The organism is Streptomyces sp. NBC_01476 (assembly GCF_036227265.1).
In the GTDB taxonomy this organism is placed as follows: Bacteria; Actinomycetota; Actinomycetes; order Streptomycetales; family Streptomycetaceae; genus Actinacidiphila.
Genome location: NZ_CP109446.1, coordinates 1259424 through 1279019 on the forward strand (window position 1 = coordinate 1259424; position 19596 = coordinate 1279019).

At 72.8% G+C, this 19596-nt stretch carries 19 protein-coding genes and 1 riboswitch; of the genes, 2 read left to right on the plus strand and 17 right to left on the minus strand.

Going from position 1 to position 19596, the window contains the following annotated elements:
* Positions 1-25: 25 nt before the first annotated feature.
* The 11 genes from OG552_RS05465 to OG552_RS05515 form a co-directional block, all read right to left on the minus strand.
* On the minus strand, positions 26-1123 hold the full coding sequence (locus OG552_RS05465) for a hemolysin family protein (protein ID WP_329130054.1): 1098 nt from the start codon (positions 1121-1123) through the stop codon (positions 26-28).
* Complete coding sequence (locus tag OG552_RS05470; protein WP_329130055.1) at positions 1120-2451, minus strand: hemolysin family protein; 1332 nt, start codon at positions 2449-2451, stop codon at positions 1120-1122. Before OG552_RS05470 ends, OG552_RS05465 begins: the two co-directional genes overlap by 4 nt.
* 224 nt (positions 2452-2675) lie before the next feature.
* Positions 2676-3173: a PH domain-containing protein gene (locus tag OG552_RS05475; protein WP_329130056.1), complete on the minus strand. Its 498-nt coding sequence runs from the start codon at positions 3171-3173 to the stop codon at positions 2676-2678.
* The gene (gene hisG, locus OG552_RS05480; protein WP_329130057.1) at positions 3170-4018 is read right to left on the minus strand and encodes an ATP phosphoribosyltransferase; all 849 of its coding nucleotides are present in this window, start codon (positions 4016-4018) and stop codon (positions 3170-3172) included. Before hisG ends, OG552_RS05475 begins: the two co-directional genes overlap by 4 nt.
* A gap of 130 nt (positions 4019-4148) precedes the next feature.
* Positions 4149-4421 carry a phosphoribosyl-ATP diphosphatase gene (locus OG552_RS05485; RefSeq protein ID WP_329130058.1) on the minus strand — a complete coding sequence of 91 codons (273 nt, stop codon included), beginning with the start codon at positions 4419-4421 and terminating at the stop codon, positions 4149-4151.
* 33 nt (positions 4422-4454) lie between these two features.
* Entirely contained in the window at positions 4455-4940 is a 486-nt protein-coding gene (gene ribH / locus OG552_RS05490) for a 6,7-dimethyl-8-ribityllumazine synthase (protein WP_329130059.1), read from the minus strand.
* Between the two features lie 127 nt (positions 4941-5067).
* Positions 5068-6387 (minus strand): bifunctional 3,4-dihydroxy-2-butanone-4-phosphate synthase/GTP cyclohydrolase II, encoded by a 1320-nt coding sequence (locus tag OG552_RS05495; protein WP_329130060.1) that lies wholly within the window; start codon positions 6385-6387, stop codon positions 5068-5070.
* Positions 6384-7061, minus strand: a complete 678-nt coding sequence (locus OG552_RS05500) for a nicotinamide mononucleotide transporter family protein (RefSeq protein ID WP_329130061.1) — start codon at positions 7059-7061, stop codon at positions 6384-6386. The genes OG552_RS05495 and OG552_RS05500 overlap by 4 nt, the downstream gene beginning before the upstream one ends.
* Complete coding sequence (locus OG552_RS05505) at positions 7058-7669, minus strand: riboflavin synthase (RefSeq protein WP_329130062.1); 612 nt, start codon at positions 7667-7669, stop codon at positions 7058-7060. Before OG552_RS05505 ends, OG552_RS05500 begins: the two co-directional genes overlap by 4 nt.
* 1 nt (position 7670) lies before the next feature.
* Positions 7671-8765: a bifunctional diaminohydroxyphosphoribosylaminopyrimidine deaminase/5-amino-6-(5-phosphoribosylamino)uracil reductase RibD gene (gene ribD / locus OG552_RS05510; protein ID WP_329130063.1), complete on the minus strand. Its 1095-nt coding sequence runs from the start codon at positions 8763-8765 to the stop codon at positions 7671-7673.
* Between the two features lie 144 nt (positions 8766-8909).
* Positions 8910-9040: riboswitch (FMN riboswitch) on the minus strand.
* Positions 9041-9143: 103 nt separating this feature from the next.
* A complete protein-coding gene (locus OG552_RS05515; RefSeq protein WP_329130064.1) occupies positions 9144-10346 on the minus strand; it encodes an ROK family transcriptional regulator in 1203 nt (400 codons plus the stop codon).
* A gap of 66 nt (positions 10347-10412) precedes the next feature.
* On the opposite strand from OG552_RS05515, the gene OG552_RS05520 reads away from it, so the two are divergent.
* Positions 10413-11645 carry an MFS transporter gene (locus tag OG552_RS05520; protein ID WP_329130065.1) on the plus strand — a complete coding sequence of 411 codons (1233 nt, stop codon included), beginning with the start codon at positions 10413-10415 and terminating at the stop codon, positions 11643-11645.
* 299 nt (positions 11646-11944) lie between these two features.
* Here OG552_RS05520 and OG552_RS05525 read toward each other — a convergent pair whose 3' ends face one another.
* A complete protein-coding gene (locus OG552_RS05525; protein ID WP_329130066.1) occupies positions 11945-12787 on the minus strand; it encodes a helix-turn-helix transcriptional regulator in 843 nt (280 codons plus the stop codon).
* Positions 12788-12974: 187 nt separating this feature from the next.
* On the opposite strand from OG552_RS05525, the gene OG552_RS05530 reads away from it, so the two are divergent.
* Positions 12975-13664, plus strand: coding sequence for a DUF5995 family protein (locus OG552_RS05530; RefSeq protein ID WP_329130067.1), 690 nt, complete (start codon positions 12975-12977; stop codon positions 13662-13664).
* Between the two features lie 5 nt (positions 13665-13669).
* On the opposite strand, the gene OG552_RS05535 is transcribed toward OG552_RS05530, so the two are convergent.
* From OG552_RS05535 to OG552_RS05555, 5 genes are all read right to left on the minus strand, one after another.
* Positions 13670-15373 (minus strand): flavin monoamine oxidase family protein, encoded by a 1704-nt coding sequence (locus OG552_RS05535; RefSeq protein WP_329130068.1) that lies wholly within the window; start codon positions 15371-15373, stop codon positions 13670-13672.
* The gene (locus OG552_RS05540) at positions 15370-16185 is read right to left on the minus strand and encodes a carbon-nitrogen hydrolase family protein (protein WP_329130069.1); all 816 of its coding nucleotides are present in this window, start codon (positions 16183-16185) and stop codon (positions 15370-15372) included. The genes OG552_RS05535 and OG552_RS05540 overlap by 4 nt, the downstream gene beginning before the upstream one ends.
* 245 nt (positions 16186-16430) lie before the next feature.
* Positions 16431-17399 carry a PRC and DUF2382 domain-containing protein gene (locus OG552_RS05545; RefSeq protein WP_329130070.1) on the minus strand — a complete coding sequence of 323 codons (969 nt, stop codon included), beginning with the start codon at positions 17397-17399 and terminating at the stop codon, positions 16431-16433.
* A gap of 140 nt (positions 17400-17539) precedes the next feature.
* Positions 17540-17995, minus strand: a complete 456-nt coding sequence (locus tag OG552_RS05550) for an Lrp/AsnC family transcriptional regulator (protein ID WP_329130071.1) — start codon at positions 17993-17995, stop codon at positions 17540-17542.
* Between the two features lie 2 nt (positions 17996-17997).
* Positions 17998-19446, minus strand: coding sequence for a GuaB1 family IMP dehydrogenase-related protein (locus OG552_RS05555; RefSeq protein ID WP_329140561.1), 1449 nt, complete (start codon positions 19444-19446; stop codon positions 17998-18000).
* Positions 19447-19596: the final 150 nt, after the last annotated feature.

The window sequence follows — 19596 nt, forward strand, 5'->3', positions numbered from 1 at the left end:
CGCCACCCGTTAGGGCACCGCGCCGTCAGCGGACGAGTTCGGCCGGGTCCGCCTCCGGGGAGGTGGGGGCCGGGACGTCCGCGTCCCGGTGGGCGGGGTCGCGGACCTCCCCCACCAGCATCTCCAGCACGTCCTCCAGCGCGACCAGACCCAGCACGCGCCCCGACGCGTCGGCGACCGCCGCCAGATGGGAGGCGGCCCGCCGCATCGCGGTGAGCGCGTCGTCGAGCGGCAGGTCGGCCCGGAGTGTGGTCATCGGCCGCCAGAGCCGCTGCGGCACCGCCCGGTCCACGTCCTCCGCGTCGAGCACGTCCTTGACGTGCAGATAGCCGAGGTAGCCCGGCCCACCGCCGTCCGCGGCGGGCGCCGCGACCGGAAAGCGGGAGTACCCGGTGCGTACCGTCAGCTCCTCGATCTCCCGGGGCGTCGCGCTCGGCGGCAGGGTGATCAGCTCGCCGGGGGTGAGCAGCACCTCGGTGACCGGCCGGGTGCCCAGTTCGAGGGCGTCCTCCAGCCGCTCCTGCTCGTCGGAGTCGAGCAGCCCGGCCCGCCGGGCGTCCTCGACCAGCAGCGTCAGCTCGGCGCTGGTGAACACCGCGTCCACCGCGTCCTTCGGCTCGACCTTGAAGACCCGCAGGATCAGCCGCGCGCTCGCGCCGAGCACCACGATGACCGGCCGGAACACCCGGGCGAAACCGATGAGGCCGGGACTGAGCCACAGTGCGGTCTTCTCGGGGTCGGCCATCGCCAGGTTCTTCGGTACGAGTTCGCCGATCACCAGGTGCAGGAAGACCACCAGGGCCAGCGCGATGACGTAGCCGGCCGGGTGCACCAGTTCCCCGGGCATCCGCGCGGCGGTGAAGAGCGGTTCCAGCAGGTGCGCGACGGTCGGTTCGGCGACCGCGCCGAGGGTCAGCGAGCAGACGGTGACCCCGAACTGCGCGGCGGCCATCATCTGCGGCAGGTGCTCCAGGCCGTGCAGGACGGTACGGGCCCGGCGCTGCTCGGCGGCGAGCGGTTCGATCTGGCTGCGGCGGACCGAGACCAGGGCGAACTCGGCGCCGACGAAGAAGCCGTTGCCGAGCACCAGAAGTGCCGCGAGCAGGAGTTGGAGCGCGCTCATCGCTCGCTCTCCTCGCCCGCGACCGGACCGGTACGCACGATCCGTACCCGTTCGGCGCGGTGGTGGCCGACTTCCTCGACCCGCAGCAGCCACTGCGGCAGTTCCACGGTGTCACCGACCTCCGGGATTCTGGCCAGCAGGTCGGCCACCAGGCCGGCGACCGTCTCGTACGGTCCCTCCGGCGCGTACAGGCCGATCCTGGCCAGCGTGTCGATCCGGCTGCCGCCGTCGGCGTCCCAGGCGGGGTGGCCGTTCTCGGCCGGGGCGGCGGCGAGTTCCGGCACGTCCACGGCGTCGTGCTCGTCGCGGACCTCGCCGACCAGCTCTTCGACGATGTCCTCCAGGGTGACCACCCCGGCGGTGCCGCCGTACTCGTCGACCACCACCGCGATCGGCTGCTGGCTGCGCAGCAGTTCCAGCAGCAGCTGGGCCGGCAGGGTCTCCGGCACCAGCAGCGGGGCAACCGCGATCCGGCCGGCCGAGGTGCGGTCGCGCAGCTCGGCGGGGACGGCGAGGGCGTCCTTGAGGTGCACCATGCCGGAGATGTCGTCCAGCCGCTCCCGGTAGACCGGGAAACGCGACAGGCCGGTGGCCCGGGTGAGGTTGAGGACGTCCGCGGCGGTCGCGGTGTCCTCCAGCGCGCTGACCCGCACCCGCGGGGTCATCACGTTCTCCGCGGTGAGGTGGCCGAGCGACAGGGTGCGGACGAAGAGGTCCGCGGTGTCCTGCTCCAGGGCGCCGGCCAGCGCGGAGTGCCGGGCCAGCGAGACCAGCTCGGAGGGTGAGCGGGCGGAGGCGAGCTCGTCGGCGGGCTCGACACCGAGCATCCGCACCAGGCGGTTGGCGGTCCCGTTGAGCACTTCGATGACCGGCCGGAAGGCGCGGGAGAAGACGCGCTGCGGTCCGGCGACCATCCGGGCGACGGCCAGCGGGCGGGAGACCGCCCAGTTCTTGGGGACCAGCTCGCCGATCACCATCTGGACGGCGGAGGCCACGATCATGCCCAGCACCACCGCGACGGCGGGGGCGACGCCGTCCGGTATCCCGACCGAGCCGACCGGCCCGGAGAGCAGGTCCCCGAGGGCGGGTTCGGCGAGCATGCCGACCACCAGCGAGGTGATGGTGATGCCCAGCTGGGTGCCGGAGAGCTGGAAGGAGAGCTTGCTCAGTGCCGCCACCACACTGCGGGCACGGCGGTCACCGGCTGCCGCGGCACGTTCGGCGGCGGGTCGTTCCACGGTCACCAGGCCGAATTCGGCGGCGACGAAGAATCCGTTGGCGAGGATCAGCACGAAAGCTGCCGCGAGCAGCAGCAGAGAGGTGCTCATGAGGCCGCCGCTCCTCGGGCCGGGGTGGAGATCTCCAGGGCGGGAGGGGCGGCGCACGTACTACCGGACGGTTCGTCCATCGGGCTGTGGAAGTCACTCCTCAGTCGGTCGGGGCCCCGCGGGCCGCGGTGCGGCAAGGGGGTGCGGGGCGGGCGCGGTCGGCGCCGTCCGCTCCAGGGTAGTCATTGCGGCGGGCGACGCGAAGGCGCGTGTGCCGGGTGCGGTCAGTACGACTCGTGCGTGGCACTGCCGTGGGCCTCGCCCAGTTCCTCGACCAGGGTGCGCAGTCGCAGTGCGTCACGGAGCGCCTGCCCCTTGGCGATACCGGGCTGGATGCCCATCACGGCCAGGCTGGTGCCGTCGGCGAGGTCGAGGTGGACCCAGGCGTCACCGTTGCGCAGGTGCACGGCCAGCACCTCGGGCCAGGCAAGCCGGCGCTTGACGACGAGGTTGACGACGGTGAGGCCGGCCGCGTCGGCGACCGCCTTGGGCCGGCTGAGCAGCACCAGCACCGCGCAGAACACCGCGCCGGTGAGGCTCACCACGACCCGCTCCCCGGTGCTCCACGGGGCGGCGCCGTCGTGCGGCATCGCGACGGCGACCGCGGTGAGCGCGGCGAACAGGGCGGCACCCAGGGTGAGCAGCACCACCCGGGTGACGACCGGCCGGAAGGTCACCGGCAGGTCATCCCGGGTGGCGCCGTGGTGACCGGTGGAGGTCACAGCCGGGCGGCGTGGATGCCGGTGGTCAGGATGGCCCGGGCGCCGAGGTCGTACAGCTCGTCCATGATCCGCTGGGCGTCGGCGGTGGGGACCATGGCGCGGACCGCGACCCAGCCCTCGTGGTGCAGCGGGGAGACGGTGGGCGACTCCAGGCCGGGGGTGAGGGCGACGGCCCGCTCGACCTGCTCGACGCGGATGTCGTAGTCCATCATCACGTAGCGCCGGGCGACCAGGACGCCCTGCAGCCGGCGCAGGAACTGCTGCACCTTGGGGTCGTCGGCGTCGGCGCCGACCCGGCGGATGACGACCGCCTCCGACTCCATGATCGGCTCGCCGAAACTCTCAAGACCGGCGTTGCGCAGGGAGGTGCCGGTCTCCACCACATCGGCGATGACCTCGGCGACCCCGAGCTGGATCGCGGTCTCCACCGCGCCGTCGAGGTGGACCACGGAAGCGGCCACACCGTTGTCGGCGAGGTGCTTCTCGACGACGCCCTCGTAGGAGGTGGCGACCGTCATCCCGACGAGGTCCTGCACGCTGGTGGCGGTGCCGGGCCTGCCGGCGTACCGGAAGGTGGAGCGGGCGAAGCCGAGCTGCAGGATCTCCTCGGCGTTCGCCCCGGAGTCCAGCAGCAGGTCGCGGCCGGTGACGCCGATGTCGAGCCGGCCGGTGCTGACGTAGATCGCGATGTCGCGGGGCCGCAGGTAGAAGAACTCGACGCCGTTGACCGCGTCGACCATGACGAGTTCCTTGGACTCCTTGCGCTGGCGGTACCCGGCCTCATGCAGCATGGCCGCCGCAGGCGCGGACAGTGAGCCCTTGTTGGGGACGGCGATGCGCAGCATGAGGACGGTTTCCTTCTCTTGGCTGGTCGGGGAGTCTGCTGGTGCGACGGTGGCGTACTGCCGGGTGCTGCCGGCTGCCGCCGGTGGTGCTGATGGTGCCCGTGCTGCCGCACGGGAACGGGCGGCAGCCTTACAGATGGGCGTAGACGTCGTCCAGGGAGATTCCCCGGGCGACCATCATCACCTGAACGTGGTAGAGCAGTTGGGAGATCTCCTCGGCGGTGGCGGCGGCCCCTTCGTACTCGGCCGCCATCCACACCTCCGCGGCCTCCTCGACCACCTTCTTGCCGATCGCGTGCACACCCTTGCCGACGAGTTCGGCGGTGCGGGACTGGCTGGGGTCGCCGGTGGCGGCCTTGTGCTGAAGCTCGGTGAAGAGCTCCTCGAATGTCTTGTTGGCCATGGTGGTCCTAGCGTACGGGGAAGTGCCCGCCGGTCACCGCCATGGTTCAGATACTGAGCGCAGGATGGTCGCGGTGGCCACCGCGGCGGTCACCGCCTCGTGCCCCTTGTCCTCGTTCGAGCCGGGCAGCCCGGCCCGGTCCAGTGCCTGCTCCTCGGTGTCGCAGGTCAGTACGCCGAAGCCGACCGGGACGCCGGTGTCCACGGCGACCTGGGTCAGCCCGGAGGTGACGCCCTGCGAGACGTACTCGAAGTGCGGGGTGCCGCCGCGGATGATCACCCCGAGCGCCACGATGGCGTCGTAGCCACGGCCGGCCAGCACCTTGGCGACGACCGGGAGTTCGAAGCTGCCCGGCACCCGCAGCAGGGTCGGCTCGTCGATGCCGAGGTCGTGCAGGGCGCGTACGGCCCCGTCGACGAGCCCGTCCATCACCTGGGTGTGCCACTGCGCCGCGATCACCGCGACCCGCAGGTCGCCGCAGTTCTTCACGGTCAGCTCGGGGGCGCCCTTACCGCTCACTTCTCTCCTCGGTGCTCAGTGCTGGATGTGCTGGGTGTACTGGGTGGAGTGGACATACGTGCTGTACCGGCTGTGCGTGCCGTGCCGGGTGCGCCGGCCGTTCCGGCGGTACCGGACCGGCCGGTGATCAGTGGGCCGCCGCGTCGAGCCACGGCAGGTCGTGGCCCATCCGGTCGCGCTTGGTCCGCAGGTAGCGCAGATTGTGCTCCCCGGCCGCGACCGGCATCGGCTCGCGGCCCCTGACGTCCAGACCGTGCCGGACCAGCGCGCCGGTCTTCTCGGGGTTGTTCGTCATCAGCCGCAGCGAGCGCACCCCGAGGTCGGCGAGGATGCTCGCGGCGGCGCCGTAGTCACGGGCGTCGGCGGGCAGCCCGAGCTCCAGGTTGGCGTCGAGGGTGTCCCGGCCGCGCTCCTGGAGTTCGTACGCCCGCAGCTTGGACATCAGGCCGATGCCGCGCCCCTCGTGCCCGCGCAGGTAGAGCACCACTCCGCGGCCGGCCTCGGCGACCTTGCGGAGCGCGGTCTGCAGCTGCGGACCGCAGTCGCAGCGCTGGGAGCCGAAGACATCGCCGGTCAGGCACTCGGAGTGCACCCGGACCAGGACGTCGTGGCCGTCGCCGATGTCACCGGCGACCAGCGCGATGTGCTCCACGCCGTCGTCGGTGGCGCGGTAGCCGTAGGCGCGGAAGTCGCCGTGGACGGTGGGCAGCGCGGTGCTGGCCTCCCGCCGGACGGTGGGCAGCGGGGCGGCGCCGGCCTCCCGGCGGACGGCGGGCTCGGCGGAGCGGCGGTAGGCGATCAGGTCCTCGATGGAGATGACCGACAGGCCGTGCTTGCGGGCGAAGGGCACCAGCTCCGGCAGCCGGGCCATCGTGCCGTCCTCCAGCGCGATCTCCACGATGGCCGCGGCAGGCCGCAGCCCGGCGAGCCGGGCCAGGTCCACGCCGGCCTCGGTGTGGCCGGGCCGCACCAGCACCCCGCCGGCGCGGGCGCGCAGCGGGAAGACATGCCCCGGACGGACGAAGTCGGCCGCGGCGGCGGACGGGTCGGCGAGCAGCCGGATGGTGGCGGCCCGGTCGGCGGCGGAGATACCGGTGGTGACACCGTGCGCCGGGCCGGCGTCCACCGACACGGTGAAGGCGGTACGCATCGACTCGGTGTTGGCGCCGACCATCTGCGGCAGGTCAAGCCGGTCGAGTTCGCCCGGCTCCATGGGGACGCAGATCAGTCCGCGGCACTCGCTCATCATGAAGGCGACGATCTGCGGGGTGATCTTCTCGGCGGCGACGATCAGGTCGCCCTCGTTCTCCCGGTTCTCGTCGTCGACGACCACCACCGGCCGGCCGGCCGCGATGTCGGCGATGGCACGCTCGACCGGGTCGAGCACGAGGGCGGTGTCGTCGTACCAGTGCTCGCTCGCGTCCTGCACTGCTGTCACGGCGTTCATGCCGTCACTCCTTCCGCGACGGTGGAGGTGCTGGTCCTGCTCCTGGCCGGGCCGGTGGGCGTACGCCGGGTCTGCTGCCACCAGGCGTACATACCGGCGATCACCAGGACGAAGTAGATGATGTAGACCAGCCCGGAGAAGGGCAGTCCGCTGTGGAAGTTCAGCGGCACGCCGACCAGGTCGACGGCGAGCCAGGCGAACCAGAACTCGACCCAGCCGCGGGCCTGCGCGACCATCGCGGCGAGGGTGCCGGTGAAGATGTACGCGTCCGGCCACGGGTTCCAGGACAGCGAGGGGAAGGCGAGGAAGAGCGAGGCGACCGCGACGGTGCCAAGACCGGTGGCGGCCACCAGGACGGCCCGCTCCCGCCAGGTGGCGAAGCGGATGGCGAGGCGTCCGTCGCCGGACCGGCCGCGCCGCCACTGGTACCAGCCCCAGCCGGCCACCGTGATCACCACGAACTGCTTGCCGACGCCGCCGCCGAGGTGCGCGCCCCAGAAGGCGGCGACCAGCACCGCCCCGGAGAGCAGCTGGACCGGCCAGGTGAGCACGGCCCGCCGCCAGCCCAGCGCGAGAGCGGCCAGGCCGAGCAGGTTGCCGATCAGGTCGGACCAGACCACGTGCTGGTCGAAGGCGGTGAACGCCTCGCTGTTCAGCCAGTGCACGGCAGTCACTTGGCACCGGTCCCTTCGGCCGCCGGCTGCATCATGCGCTCCACGTACTTGGCGATGACGTCCACTTCGAGGTTGACCGGGTCACCCGGCTGCTTGATGCCGAGCGTGGTCAGCGCGAGGGTGGTCGGGATGAGGCTCACCGTGAAGTGACCGGCCGCCGCCTCCACCACGGTGAGGCTGATGCCGTCCACCGTGATCGAGCCCTTCTCCACGACGTAGCGGGCGAGTCCGGCGGGCAGTGCGATCTTCACGATCTCCCAGTGCTCGCCCGGGGTGCGCTCCAGTACGGTGCCGGTGCCGTCCACATGGCCCTGGACGAGGTGCCCGCCGAGCCGTCCGCCCAGTGCCATCGGCCGCTCCAGGTTGACCCGGGAGCCGGGGGCTAGGGCGCCGAGGCTGGAGCGGTTCAGCGTCTCGGCCATCACGTCGGCGGTGAAGGCACCGTCCCCGAACTCGACCACGGTCAGGCAGACGCCGTTGACGGCGATGGAGTCGCCGTGCTTGGCGTCCTCGGTCACGACCGGGCCGCGGACGGTGAAGCGGGAGGCGTCGCCGAGGTTCTCGACGGCGGTGACCTCACCCAGTTCTTCGACGATTCCGGTGAACACTTCAACTCTCCTGACGGGCGGTGGGGACGGCGGTGACACGCAGATCGGGTCCGAGTCGTTCGACGTCTGTCACGTCGAGCCGGAACGCCTGCGCGATGGTGCTGATTCCTGCGCCGGCGAGCACGGCCGGGCCGGCGCCGAGCAGTACGGGAGCGAGGTAGCCGGTGACGGTGTCGACCGCGCCGGCCGCGACGAAGGCCCCGGCGAGCGTCGCCCCGCCCTCCAGCAGCACCGAGCGCACCCCGCGGGCGTGCAACTCCGCGAGCAGGGCGGTGACTTCGAGGCCGATGCCGCTCTTGGCGTACGGCAGTGCGACGGTGTCGACGCCGGGCAGGTGGGAGGTGTCGGCGTCCTCGGCGACGGCGATCAGGGTGGGGGCGGTGTCGTCCAGCACCCGGGCACCGGGGCTGATACGGGCCCTGGTGTCGACGACCACCCGCAGCGGCTGGGTGGCACCGTCGATGCCGCGCGCCGCCAGCTGGGGGTCGTCGGCGAGCAGGGTGCCGGAGCCGACCACGACCGCGTCGGACTCGGCACGCAGCCGGTGGACGTCGGCTCGCGCCTGCGGGGAGGTGATCCAGCGGCTGCTGCCGTCGGCGGCGGCGATCCGGCCGTCCAGGGTGGCGGCGTACTTCCACCGCACATGGGGGCGGCCCTTGCGGACGGCGGTGAGCCAGGCGGTGTTGACCGCCTCGGCCTCCGCGGCGAGCAGGCCGCTGTCGACGTCCACGCCTGCGGCGCGCAGCGTCTGTCCGCCGCCGGCCGCGGCCGGGCTGGGGTCGGCGACGGCGTAGACGACCCGGGCGACGCCGGCCTGGATCAGCGCCTGGGCGCAGGGGCCGGTACGGCCGGTGTGGTTGCAGGGTTCCAGCGTGACGAGCGCGGTGCCGCCGCGGGCGCGCTCCCCGGCGGCGGCCAGCGCGTGCACTTCGGCGTGCGGGCCGCCGGCCTTGCGGTGCCAGCCTTCGCCGGCCGGCTCGCCGGCGGCGTCCAGGATCACACAGCCGACCACCGGGTTGGGTGCGGTGGCGCCGAGCGCGCGGGCGGACAGCGCGACAGCGCGACGCATCGCGTCGGTTTCCGTGGCGGTGGCCACCGGGTCCTCCTGCCTCTTCGGGCACGGACTCCGGGGCGTGGTGGGACTTGAAGCGGAACGGTCCTCGCTGCACACCGGAACACTCGCGGGAACCACGCTGTCCGCGTGACCCGCCGTGCGGCGGCGTACCGTGATGAACGCCCGCCGCGCACTGCCTCCCATCCGGACTTTAACCGTCGGTCCAGGAGTTTCACCTGGTCAACCGGCCGCTGGTTGCGGTCGGGTCGCGGACTGTAACCGCCGGTTCGGAATTGCACCGACCCCGGAGTGCGCAAACGTCACTGATACGTCCTCCATGGTGCCACGCCGCTCCACGCCCGGCCCGGCCTTCCCCTGTGCGGTCTCTCACACAGTGCGGGGGTTTGCCCGGCGGGACGGTCAGGCCCGGGGGGCGAAGAGCGCGTCCTGGGCGGCGTCCACCGCCGTGATCACCGCGCCCCGCAGGATCGCCTCCCCTTCGACCGCTGTGACCTGGACCGCGGTCCGCAGCGGCGAGAGCCGGGCCAGCCGCCGGCCGACCAGCGCCGCCAGCGCGGGACCACCGGCCTGCCCGACCTCTCCGGCCAGCACCACCCGTCCCGGGTCCAGCACGGCGCACATCGCCGCCGCGCCGAGCGCGATCCGCGCCGCCAGTTCGTCCAGGAACGCCTCCCCGGACGCCCCGGACGCCAGCGCGGACCGCACCGCCTCGCCCGCCGCTCCGGCGTCGGCGAGCGGGCCGGTGGCGATCCCGTGCCGCGCCGCGAGCGCGCACACCGCCCGGCTGCCAACCAGCCCGTGGTACCCGTTGTCGCAGTCGGTGGCCGTCGGCAGTTCCCCGGTCGGCGAGATCGGCAGGAAGCCGACCTCGCCCGCTCCCCCGGAGACCCCGCGCCGCAGTCTGCCTTCCAGTACGACCCCGGCGCCGACGCCGCCCCCGATCCACAGCAGGACGAAGGTGTCGGGGCCGCCGGTCCGCAGTTCCGCCACCGCCGCGAGGTTCACCTCGTTCTCCAGCAGCACCGGCACCCCGAAGTGCTTGCGCACCTCGTCCACCAGGTCGCTGTGCCAGGCGGGCAGCGCCCCGGAGGAGCTGAGCCGGCCGGTCACCGGGTCGATCAGCCCGGGCGCGCCGAAGGCCACGGTGTGCAGCCCGGTGGAGGCGCCGGCCGCCCGCACCGTCCGGTCGAGCAGCGCGATCCCCGCCGCGACGATCTTCTCCGGCGGCAGGTCCGGGGCGACCGGCAGTTCCGCCCGGCCGGCGGTCCGCCCGAGCAGGTCGGCGATCTCCACCCCGATGCTCTCGATGCGGACGTCGAGGCCGGCGACGTAGGCCCGGTCGGCCACGATCCCGTAGACCCGGGCGTTGGGTCCCCGCTTGGCCTCCCCCGCCTCGCCGACCACCTGGATCAGGCCGGACTCCTGGAGCCGTTCGACCAGGTCGGCGACGCTGGGCCGGGACATCCCGGTCAGTTCCTTCAACCGCCCCGCGGTGAGCGGCCCTTCCTCCTGGAGCAGCCGCAGGGCGAGCCGGTCGTTGATGGCGCGGGCGGTACGGGGCGACGCATTGCGCCCGGGATACGCGCGGGTCACGGCGGTCATGCGGCGATCCTTCCAGACCGGAAAACTCCTTATCATTCAGGGAGCCTTCCTGATAGTTTACCGGCCATGCAGAGCGCTGACGCCACCGGGCGCGCCCCCGCTTCGGCCCGCCGGGCCCACCTGACCATCGCCGTCGCCTTCGCCGTGCACGGTGCGGCGAACGGCACCTTCGCCACCCGTATCCCCTGGCTCAAGGATCATCTGCACCTGAGTGCGGGCCAGTTGGGCCTTGCCCTGGTCTGCCCGGCGATCGGTTCCTCGCTGCTGATGCCGCTGGCCGGCCGGCTGATGCACCGGTTCGGCTCCCGGACCGCGCTGCGGATGCTGCTCGGTCTGTGGTGCGTGGTCCTCCCGCTGCCGGTCCTCGCGCCCGGACTGCCCTGGCTCTGCCTCGCGCTGCTGCTCTTCGGCGCCAGCGCCGGCATGGCGGATGTGGTGATGAACGCGCTCGGGGTCGGCATCGAGGAGATCAAGGGCAAGTCGATCATGTCCGGGCTGCACGGGATGTGGAGCGTCGGCACCCTGATCGGCGCCGCGGTCGGTGTGCCGGCCGCGCACGCCGGGCTGGACGCCCGGGTCCATCTGGGCCTGGTGTCGGCGGTGCTGCTGGTGGTCGGCCTGCTGGTCTGCGCGGGCGCGCCCGACATCCACCCGGCGGAGGACGAGGAGGCACCACCGCGGTTCGCGCTGCCGCCGCGCGCCGCCCTGGTCATCGGCGCGGTCGGCTTCTGCGGGGTCTTCGCCGAGGGCGGCACCTCCGACTGGTGCGCGGTCTATCTGCGGGACATCGCCCATGCCTCACCGGCGGTCGCGGCACTGGCGTACACCGCTTTCTCGTGCACGATGGCGACGGCCAGGCTGCTGGGCGACTTCGTGGTCCGCCGGCTGGGCGCGGTCACCGCGGTGCGGGCCGGCGGGGTGGTGGCCACGATCGGCGGCACGATGGTGGTGCTGGCGCACAGCCCGGTCCCGGCGATCGCGGGCTTCGCCCTGGTGGGCGTGGGCGTCTCGGTGGTGGTCCCGCTCTGCTTCGCCGCCGCCGGGCGGCGCGGGCCGGTGCCGAGCCAGGCGATAGCCGGTGTCGCCACCGTCACGTACACCTCGGGGCTGGTGGCGCCGGCCGCGATCGGCGGGATCGCGGGCGCCAGTTCGCTCTCCGTCTCCTTCACCCTGGTGACGGTGCTGACGCTGGGCCTGGTACTGGGCGCCGGGGTACTGAGGCCGCCGCCGAGGACGCTGATCCCCTCGCCCGCCGGCTCCGAGTCGTCGCCGGTGCCCAGCAGGAGCGCGGTGGACTGACCGGGCCGGCGGCGGTCAAGGCGGTGCGGGGATACGGGGTGGTCCCGGGGGCAGAGGCCCCGCGGGTCACCCGGCCGGGGCCGGGCCCGCAAGCAGTACGGATAAGGGTCCGGCGGGCACGCACGGGGGAATCGAGCCCGCCGGACCGTGGTCATTACGTTAGCCGCCCGTCCCGGCCGGTTGGAGACGGGCGGCGCGAAATCATGCCGCGGGAATACGCCATGGCACAGGCGCGCCGCCATCACCCGTACGGGCAGGGGGAGTTGGGCCCGTCAGCGGCCGGGGAACCCGGGCGCCGCTCAGCTCGCGGTGAGGTCCTGCAGTCCCACCACGCGCAGCAGCCGCAGCCGTTCGTACGAGGCGGTCCCGGGGCGGGCGCTGTGCACGATCAGCCGCTGGTCGTGGCCGGAGCTCAGCAGCACCTCGCGGTCCAGCACGAGTTCGCCGACCACCGGGTGCCGCAGGCGTCGGACGTCGCAGGGGCGTGGGAGGGCCCCGGGGCCGTCCCACAGCCGGGCGAAGAGCGCGCTGGCCGCGAGGAGTTCGGCGACCAGCGCGGCCGGCCGCGGGTCGCCGGGGCGGGCCGCGAGCAGCTCCCGCAGGTGCGCCACGTGCTCGCGGGCCAGCGCCTCGTGGTCCGCGGCCGGGATGAGGGCGAGCGCGTCCGGGTCGGTGAACAGCCGCCGCACGAGGTTGCGGTCGCGCGGCGCACGGGCCGAGATGTCGCCGAAGAGCGCGGCGGCCATCGTGTTCTGCGCGAGTACGTCCCCGAGCTCGGTGACCACCTCGGCCGGGGTGTCGTGGAGCCGGTCCAGGACGAGCAGCAGGCCGGGGCGGACGTGCCCGCAGCCGCCTGCCTCCCGCGGCGGCTCCTCGTCCGCCAGGACGAACAGGCGGTCCCGCTCGCCGGCGGTCAGCCGCAGCGCCCGGGCCATCGCGGTCAGCATCTGCCGGGACGGGCGCGAGGCACGGCCCTGTTCCAGCCGGGTGTAGTAGTCGGCCGACATCCCGGCGAGCCGGGCCACCTCCTCCCGCCGCAGCCCGGGCGAGCGCCGCCGGGCGCCGCCGGTGAGACCCACGTCGGCGGGGGCCAGCCGGGAACGGCAGCGGCGCAGGAATTCGGCGAGGTCCGGAGGGTTCACGCCTTCCAGGATGCGGCCGCGCGGGCCCTGCGGCCAGGCGCTGTCCAGGGAGCATTACTCCCCGGATAACCGCCCCCGCGCCGTTTGGAGCGCTGCCGGGCGTGCCGCAGCGGCCGTGTTCACCATTTCGGGGGGCCGGGGTGTGCCGCCGCCGGGCCGGCGGGGCCGGGGGCGGCACGCTGGGGGGATGACGACCGCACGGCGCCCCGACCCGGCAGACGTGGCCCAGGTGCTCTCCCGGATGCGGAGCCTCAACGCGGCGCTGCCGCACCGGGACGGGGTCGCGGTCTTCAACCGGGTGTATCTGTCCGTCACCGAGGAGGTGCGGCGGCGCCTGGCCGCGCGGGAGTTCGCCGACCAGGACGCCGCCGGCGAGCTGGCCGTACGGTTCGCGGGCCGCTACCTCGCCGCGATCGAGGACGACATCGCCGGCCGGCGCCCGCCCGCATGCTGGCGCCCGCTGCTGCGGCTCCGCGGCCACCGCGGCATCCGTCCCGTCCAGTTCGCGCTGGCCGGGATCAACGCGCACATCGGCCACGACCTGGCGCTGGCGGTGGTGGACACCTGCCGGGCGGGCGATCTCGAACTGCGCACGCTGGAAGGCGACTTCGACCGGATCGGCGACGTGCTGACCGCGATCGAGGAGCGGGTCAGGGAGGAGCTGATGCCCGGCCCCGACGTACTGGAGCTCGCCGACCCGCTGACCCATGTGGTGGGCGCGTGGAGCCTGGAGCGGGCCAGGGACGCGGCCTGGGCGGCGGCCCGGCTGCTGTGGGCGCTGCGGGAGACCGACGACGCCTACGACGAGTGCGTGACCCGGCTCGACGCGGGCGTCGGCCTGGTCGGCCGCTTCCTGCTCACCCCGCTGGGCGACTGACCGCCTCAGTCCTCCGGCAGCAGCACCGGCGCGATCTCCTCGTAGACGTCCCCAGGGCCGGGGTTGAGCGGATCCGTGGCGCCGCCGAGGTGGTGCAGCACGCCCCACACCGCGTTGAGCGCGGTCTGCACCGCGCCCTCCGCCCACCCCGCGGTCCACGAGATGTCGTCCCCGGCCAGAAAGATCCCCCGCTTCTGCGGGGGCAGCGTGTCCTGCATGAAGTGCGTGAACAGCCGCCGCTGGTAGCGGTAGTGCCCCGGCAGATTCGCCTTGAACGCCCCCATGAAGTACGGCTCGTTCTCCCACGAGACGGTCACCGGATTGCCGATCACATGCTTCCTGATGTCCACCCCGGGATAGATCTCACCGAGCGACGTCAGCATCACCTCCATCCGCTCGTGCGCGCTCAGCGGCAGCCACTTGAGGCTGTCGTCGGCCCAGGTGTACGACAGGCAGATGGCGGCGGGACGGTCCGGCCCGTCGTCCAGCAGGTACGTACCGCGGGTCATCCGGTCGGTGAGCGTCATCGACATCAGGTCCCGGCCGGTCCGCGGGTCCTTGTCCCGCCAGAACGGGCGGTCGACCGGCACGAAGAGCTTGCTGGACTCCATGTAGTGGGTCCGCTCGACGGCGGTCCAGTGGTCGATCGGGAAGAGCGAGTCGTCGCAGGCGATCTTGGACAGCAGCATCCAGCTCTGCGCGGTGAAGACCACCGCCCGGTAGCCGCGGATGTCGCCGGACGAATCGGTGACGGTGATCCGGTTGCCCGCGGTGCGGTGCAGCGCGGTGACCGCGGGCCGTGGCTCGCCGCCGTGCAGCGAACGCAGCGACGTGCCGCGCGGCCAGTGCAGCAGCTTGTCCGGCTGGTGTTCCCACAGCCGCAGGGGGAGTTGCCGACTGCCGCCGACGATGCCGCGGTGGTCGTCGTCGGCGCCGGTGTAGACGACCCGCAGGATCTCCAGGATGGAGTTGGGGAAGTCGGTGTCCCAGCCGCCGGTGCCGAAGCCGACCTGGCCGAAGATCTCCCGGTGCCGGAAGGAGCGGAAGGCCGGGGAGTCGCAGAGGAAGCCGTAGAAGGTCTGGTTGTCCAGCTTCTCGACCAGCGGGGACCAGATCGCGCGGATCGCCGGCACGTCCCGGGTGCGCAGCGCACGCTGCATCGCGGAGAAGTCGGCGCCGTCCTCCAGGCAGGTGTTCCAGGCACGCATCACCTGGTGGAAGACCTCGGGGAGGTCGTCCACCGACGTGGCGTAGTGGCTCTCACCCTTGAGGTCCACCACGGTCGAGGGGGTGACCGGTGCCAGCGGGTTGGGGAACGGCCTGGTCTCCAGGCCGACCAGGTCCACGTAGTGCTGGAAGGCGGTGGAGGACGGCGGGAAGCGCATCGCGCCCATCTCGGCGGTGAGCCCGGGGTCGCAGCCGTCGAAGGTGACGGTACGCAGCCTGCCGCCGATCCGGTCGGCCTCGTAGAGGACCGGCCGCAGTCCCATTCTCATCAGCTCGTACGCGGTGACCAGGCCGGACAGCCCGCCGCCGACGACCGCGACCTCGGTGCCGTGCTCGGTGGGCGGGACGGCGCCGAGGCCGGCCGGGTGCGCGAGGTAGTCGTCGTAGGCGAAGGGGAAGTCGGGGCCGAACATCGTGATGGGCGGCTGCGCCTGCGCCTCGATGTGCTGCTCGTCGTGGACGGCGGTGGGCACGGACGTCATGGGGTGGTTCTCCGGGTGAGCGCGCCGTACAGCTCGGGCCGGCGGTCGGACAGATAGGGGGTCTCTGCGCGGGCGGCCCGCAGCACCGCGGGGTCGACGTCGCCGACGAGGAGTTCGGCGCCGCCGCCGGCCCGGGCCCGGACGGCGCCGTCGGGTCCGGCCAGGCAGCTCAGCCCGGCGAAGTCGTAACGGCCTTCAGGGCCGCAGCGGTTGACGTAGGCGAGGTGCAGACCGTTCTCGTAGGCGCGGGCCGGCACCAGGGTGTGGGCGACAAAGTCGTACGGCCGCATCAGCGCGGTGGGCACCACCAGCAGCTCGGTGCCGGTCAGCGCGTGCGCGCGCACCGTCTCGGGGAATTCCACGTCGTAGCAGATCAGCAGGCCGATCCGCACGCCGTCGAAGCCGGCCTGTACGACGGGTTCTGCGCCCGGGCGGAAGATCTCGCGCTCGTACTCACCGAAGAGATGGGTCTTGCGGTAGGCGGCCAGCAGCCGGCCGTCGGCGCCGACGAACCGCGCGGTGTTGAGGACGGCGTCGCCGTCCCGCTCGGGGGCGCCGTAGACGATGCCGATCCGGTGCCGGGCGGCGATCTCCGCCACCCGCTGCTCGGAGGCCCCGCCGGCGGGTTCGGCCAGCTCCGCCATCCGGCCGCCGACCGCGTAGCCGGTCAGGAAGAGTTCGCTGGTCACCAGCAGCCGCGCCCCCCGGCCCACCGCGGTGCGCGCGGCCCGCTCCAGTGCTGCCAGGCTCTCCGCCACTGCGCCGGGCACTCCCGGGGGGCCCTGCAGCAGCGCGACGCGCAACGGTGCCATGGGGCCTCTTCCGCCAGGTCAGGTGGGGGTGGTGAATCCCCCTCGACGGTACGCGGCGCCCTGACCCGGCGGAAGCCGCGAACATTGCGGCCGGCAGAGCGATTCGTTGCGTCTTCGGAACCCTTTACGGCGATTCGTTGCGCGGGTCCTCGGGGGTGGCGGCGCGGCCGTGACACGCCTCGGCCCCGGGCGGCCCGTCGTGCGGGCCGGCCGGGGCCGGGGTGCTGCCGAGCGGTGCCGGACCCCTAGCGGAATCGGGGGTCGTCGCGGCCCTGGTCGGCTGAGGGCGCGGACTTCTCGGCGGTGTCGGAGTCGGCGAGGTCGGTCTCGATACGCTCCTTGCGGACCCGGCCGTGCACCGTCTTCTGTTCGACGTGCTCCTCGACGCGCATCCGGACGCGCTCCTTGGGGACCACCCGGGTGTCGATGACGGGCTGCTCCTCGTGGAGGACCACCTCGTGCTCGGCCTCGCTGATCTCCGACCCCTTCAGGGCGGCGCCGCGGTTCTCCTCGGTGATCGGCTCGCGTTCGAGCCGTACCTCCTCGTGCCGGATCGGGATGGTCTGCTCGACCTCCTCGACCTCGACATACTTGTGCAGCCGGGCCCGCCCCGCGGTGCGGCGCTCGACCTCGACGTGCATCTCCTCCTCGGAGCGGGTCATCGCGTCGTCCTCGATGCCCGAGAGGCGCTGCGCAGGTCCGGTGCGGCCGGCCGCGTAATCGGCGGAGCCGCTGCCCACGCCCGCTTCGCTGCCGCTCATCCCCTCGGCGGACGTCCGCTCGCCGGCCATGTCCTGGCCGGACTCCTTGCGCATGCCGGCGGCTCCGCCCGCGCCTGCCGCCCCGGCCGTCCCCGCCTCGGCTCCCGGCGTTCCGCTGTCGCCGCCCGCGCCCCGGCTCTCCATCCCGTAATAGCTGTACAGATGGCGTTCCTCTTCGACCGAAAGGTGGCCGCCCGAGTCGACGTCGACGTTCGGCGCACCCTTCACCTGGTCCTTGTCGTACGGGACTTCCAGGTGATCTTCGGTCAGGCGGGCGGCACGCGTCGGCACGAACGTCTCGTTGTTGCCGAAGAAGCCGGTCTTGACGGTGACCCACTCCGGCTCGCCGGTGCGGTCGTCCAGGTACATGTGCTTGGCGTCGCCGATCTTCTTCCCCTGGGAATCATGGACCGGATGGCCCACGACCTGGGGTATCTGGTCGCGCGTGATCATGTCGCCTCCTTGGACTGCCGGGGCCGATCTGGCCTTGGCCTCATCCATGCGACTAACCACGCCAGACAGCCCGAAACAAAACAATCACCTCAAAAGCGACATTCACTCCATCGTGTGGCTGCCCTGGACGCTGCCGGAGGTCAGTCCGGGCTCCCGGCCCCGTACCTGCGCAGCAGCGGCGAGAGCACCAGCACCGACTTCGTCCGGGTGACGAACGGCTCCCCCGCGATCCGCTCCAGCACCTGCTCGAAGTGCCGGACGTCGGCGGCGAAGACCTGCACCACCGCGTCGGCCTCCCCGGTCACCGTGGAGGCCGACGCCACCTCGGGATAGCGGGCAAGGCCGCGCCTGATGTCGGAGGGCGAGGTGTTGTGGCGGCAGTAGAGCTCGACCAGCGCCTCGGTCTGCCAGCCGAGCGCCGCCGGGTCGACCCGTACCGTGAACCCGGTGATCGCGCCGGCCGCCAGCAGCCGGTCCACCCGGCGTTTGACGGCCGGCGCCGACAGGCCGACCTCGGCGCCGATGTCCGCGTAGGAGCGGCGTGCGTCGGCGGCCAGCGCGTGGACGATCCGCTCATCCAGCTCGTTCAGGGGCATGGCTACTGCCAGCTGACGTGCAGCGGCTGACCCTCCGCGTAACCGGCCGCGCTCTGCACGCCGACCACCGCCCGCTCGGCGAACTCCTCCAGGGAGGCGGCGCCCGCGTAGGTGCAGGCGCTGCGCACCCCGGCGATGATCGAGTCGATCAGATCCTCCACGCCCGGCCGGGACGGGTCGAGGAACATCCGCGAGGTGGAGATGCCCTCCTCGAAGAGCCCCTTGCGGGCCCGGTCATACGCCGACTCCTCGCTGGTACGGTTCCGCACCGCGCGGGCCGAGGCCATACCGAAGGACTCCTTGTAGAACCGGCCGTCGGCGGCCTGCTGCAGATCACCGGGTGACTCGTACGTACCGGCGAACCAGGAGCCGATCATCACATTGGAGGCGCCGGCGGCGAGCGCCATCGCCACGTCGCGCGGGTGCCGTACCCCGCCGTCGGCCCAGACGTGCTTGCCGTGCCTGCGCGCCTCGGCGGCGCACTCCAGCACCGCGGAGAACTGCGGGCGGCCGACGCCGGTCATCATCCGGGTGGTGCACATCGCGCCGGGGCCGACGCCCACCTTGATGATGTCCGCGCCCGCCTCGATCAGATCGCGTACGCCCTCGGCCGCCACCACGTTGCCCGCCACCACAGGCACCTGCGGGTCCAGGCCGCGTACCGCACGGACCGCGGTGAGCATGGACTCCTGGTGACCGTGGGCGGTGTCCACCACAAGGGTGTCCACGCCGGCCTCCAGCAGCTGCTTGGCCTTGCCTGCCACATCGCCGTTGATACCGACCGCGGCGGCGATCCGCAGCCGTCCCCGGCCGTCCACCGCGGGCTCGTAGAGGGTGGCGCGCAGCGCCGCGGTCCTGGTGAGGATGCCGGCCAGCCGGCCGTCCGCGTCCACCGCGGGGGCGAACTTGCGGTGCGCGGCCTCCAGCCGGTTGAAGGCGTCCCGCGGGTCGATGTCCGCCGCCACCCGGAAGACGTCCTTGGACATCACCTCGGAGAGCTGGGTGAAGCGGTCCACCCCGGTGAGGTCGGACTCGGTGACCACACCGACCGGGCGGCCGTCGTCGACCACCACACCCGCGCCGTGCGCGCGCTTGGGCAGCAGCGCCAGCGCGTCGGCGACGGTCTGGCCGGGTGCCAGCGTGATCGGGGTGTCCAGCACCAGGTGGCGCTGCTTGACCCAGCCGATCACCTCGGTGATCACCTGGATCGGGATGTCCTGCGGGATGACCACCAGGCCGCCGCGGCGGGCGACCGTCTCGGCCATCCGGCGGCCCGCGATGGCGGTCATGTTCGCCACGACCAGCGGAATCGTGGTGCCCGTCCCGTCGGGGGACCGCAGGTCCACACCCTGCCGGGAACCGACCGCGCTGCGGCGCGGCACCATGAAGACATCGTCGTAGGTCAGGTCGTACGCGGGCTGCACATCATTGAGGAAACGCATTCTGACCATCATCCCCGATGTCCGCCCTTCGTGGCGCATCCGCGGGCGGTCACTGTTCCTCCGGCCGGCCGCGGGTCCTCACGGTGGTGGCTTCCGCCGGCTCCCGGCCCGCCCTCGCCGCGTTCCCGGAGAGGTACCCCGGACGGCTCCGCCCGGCTG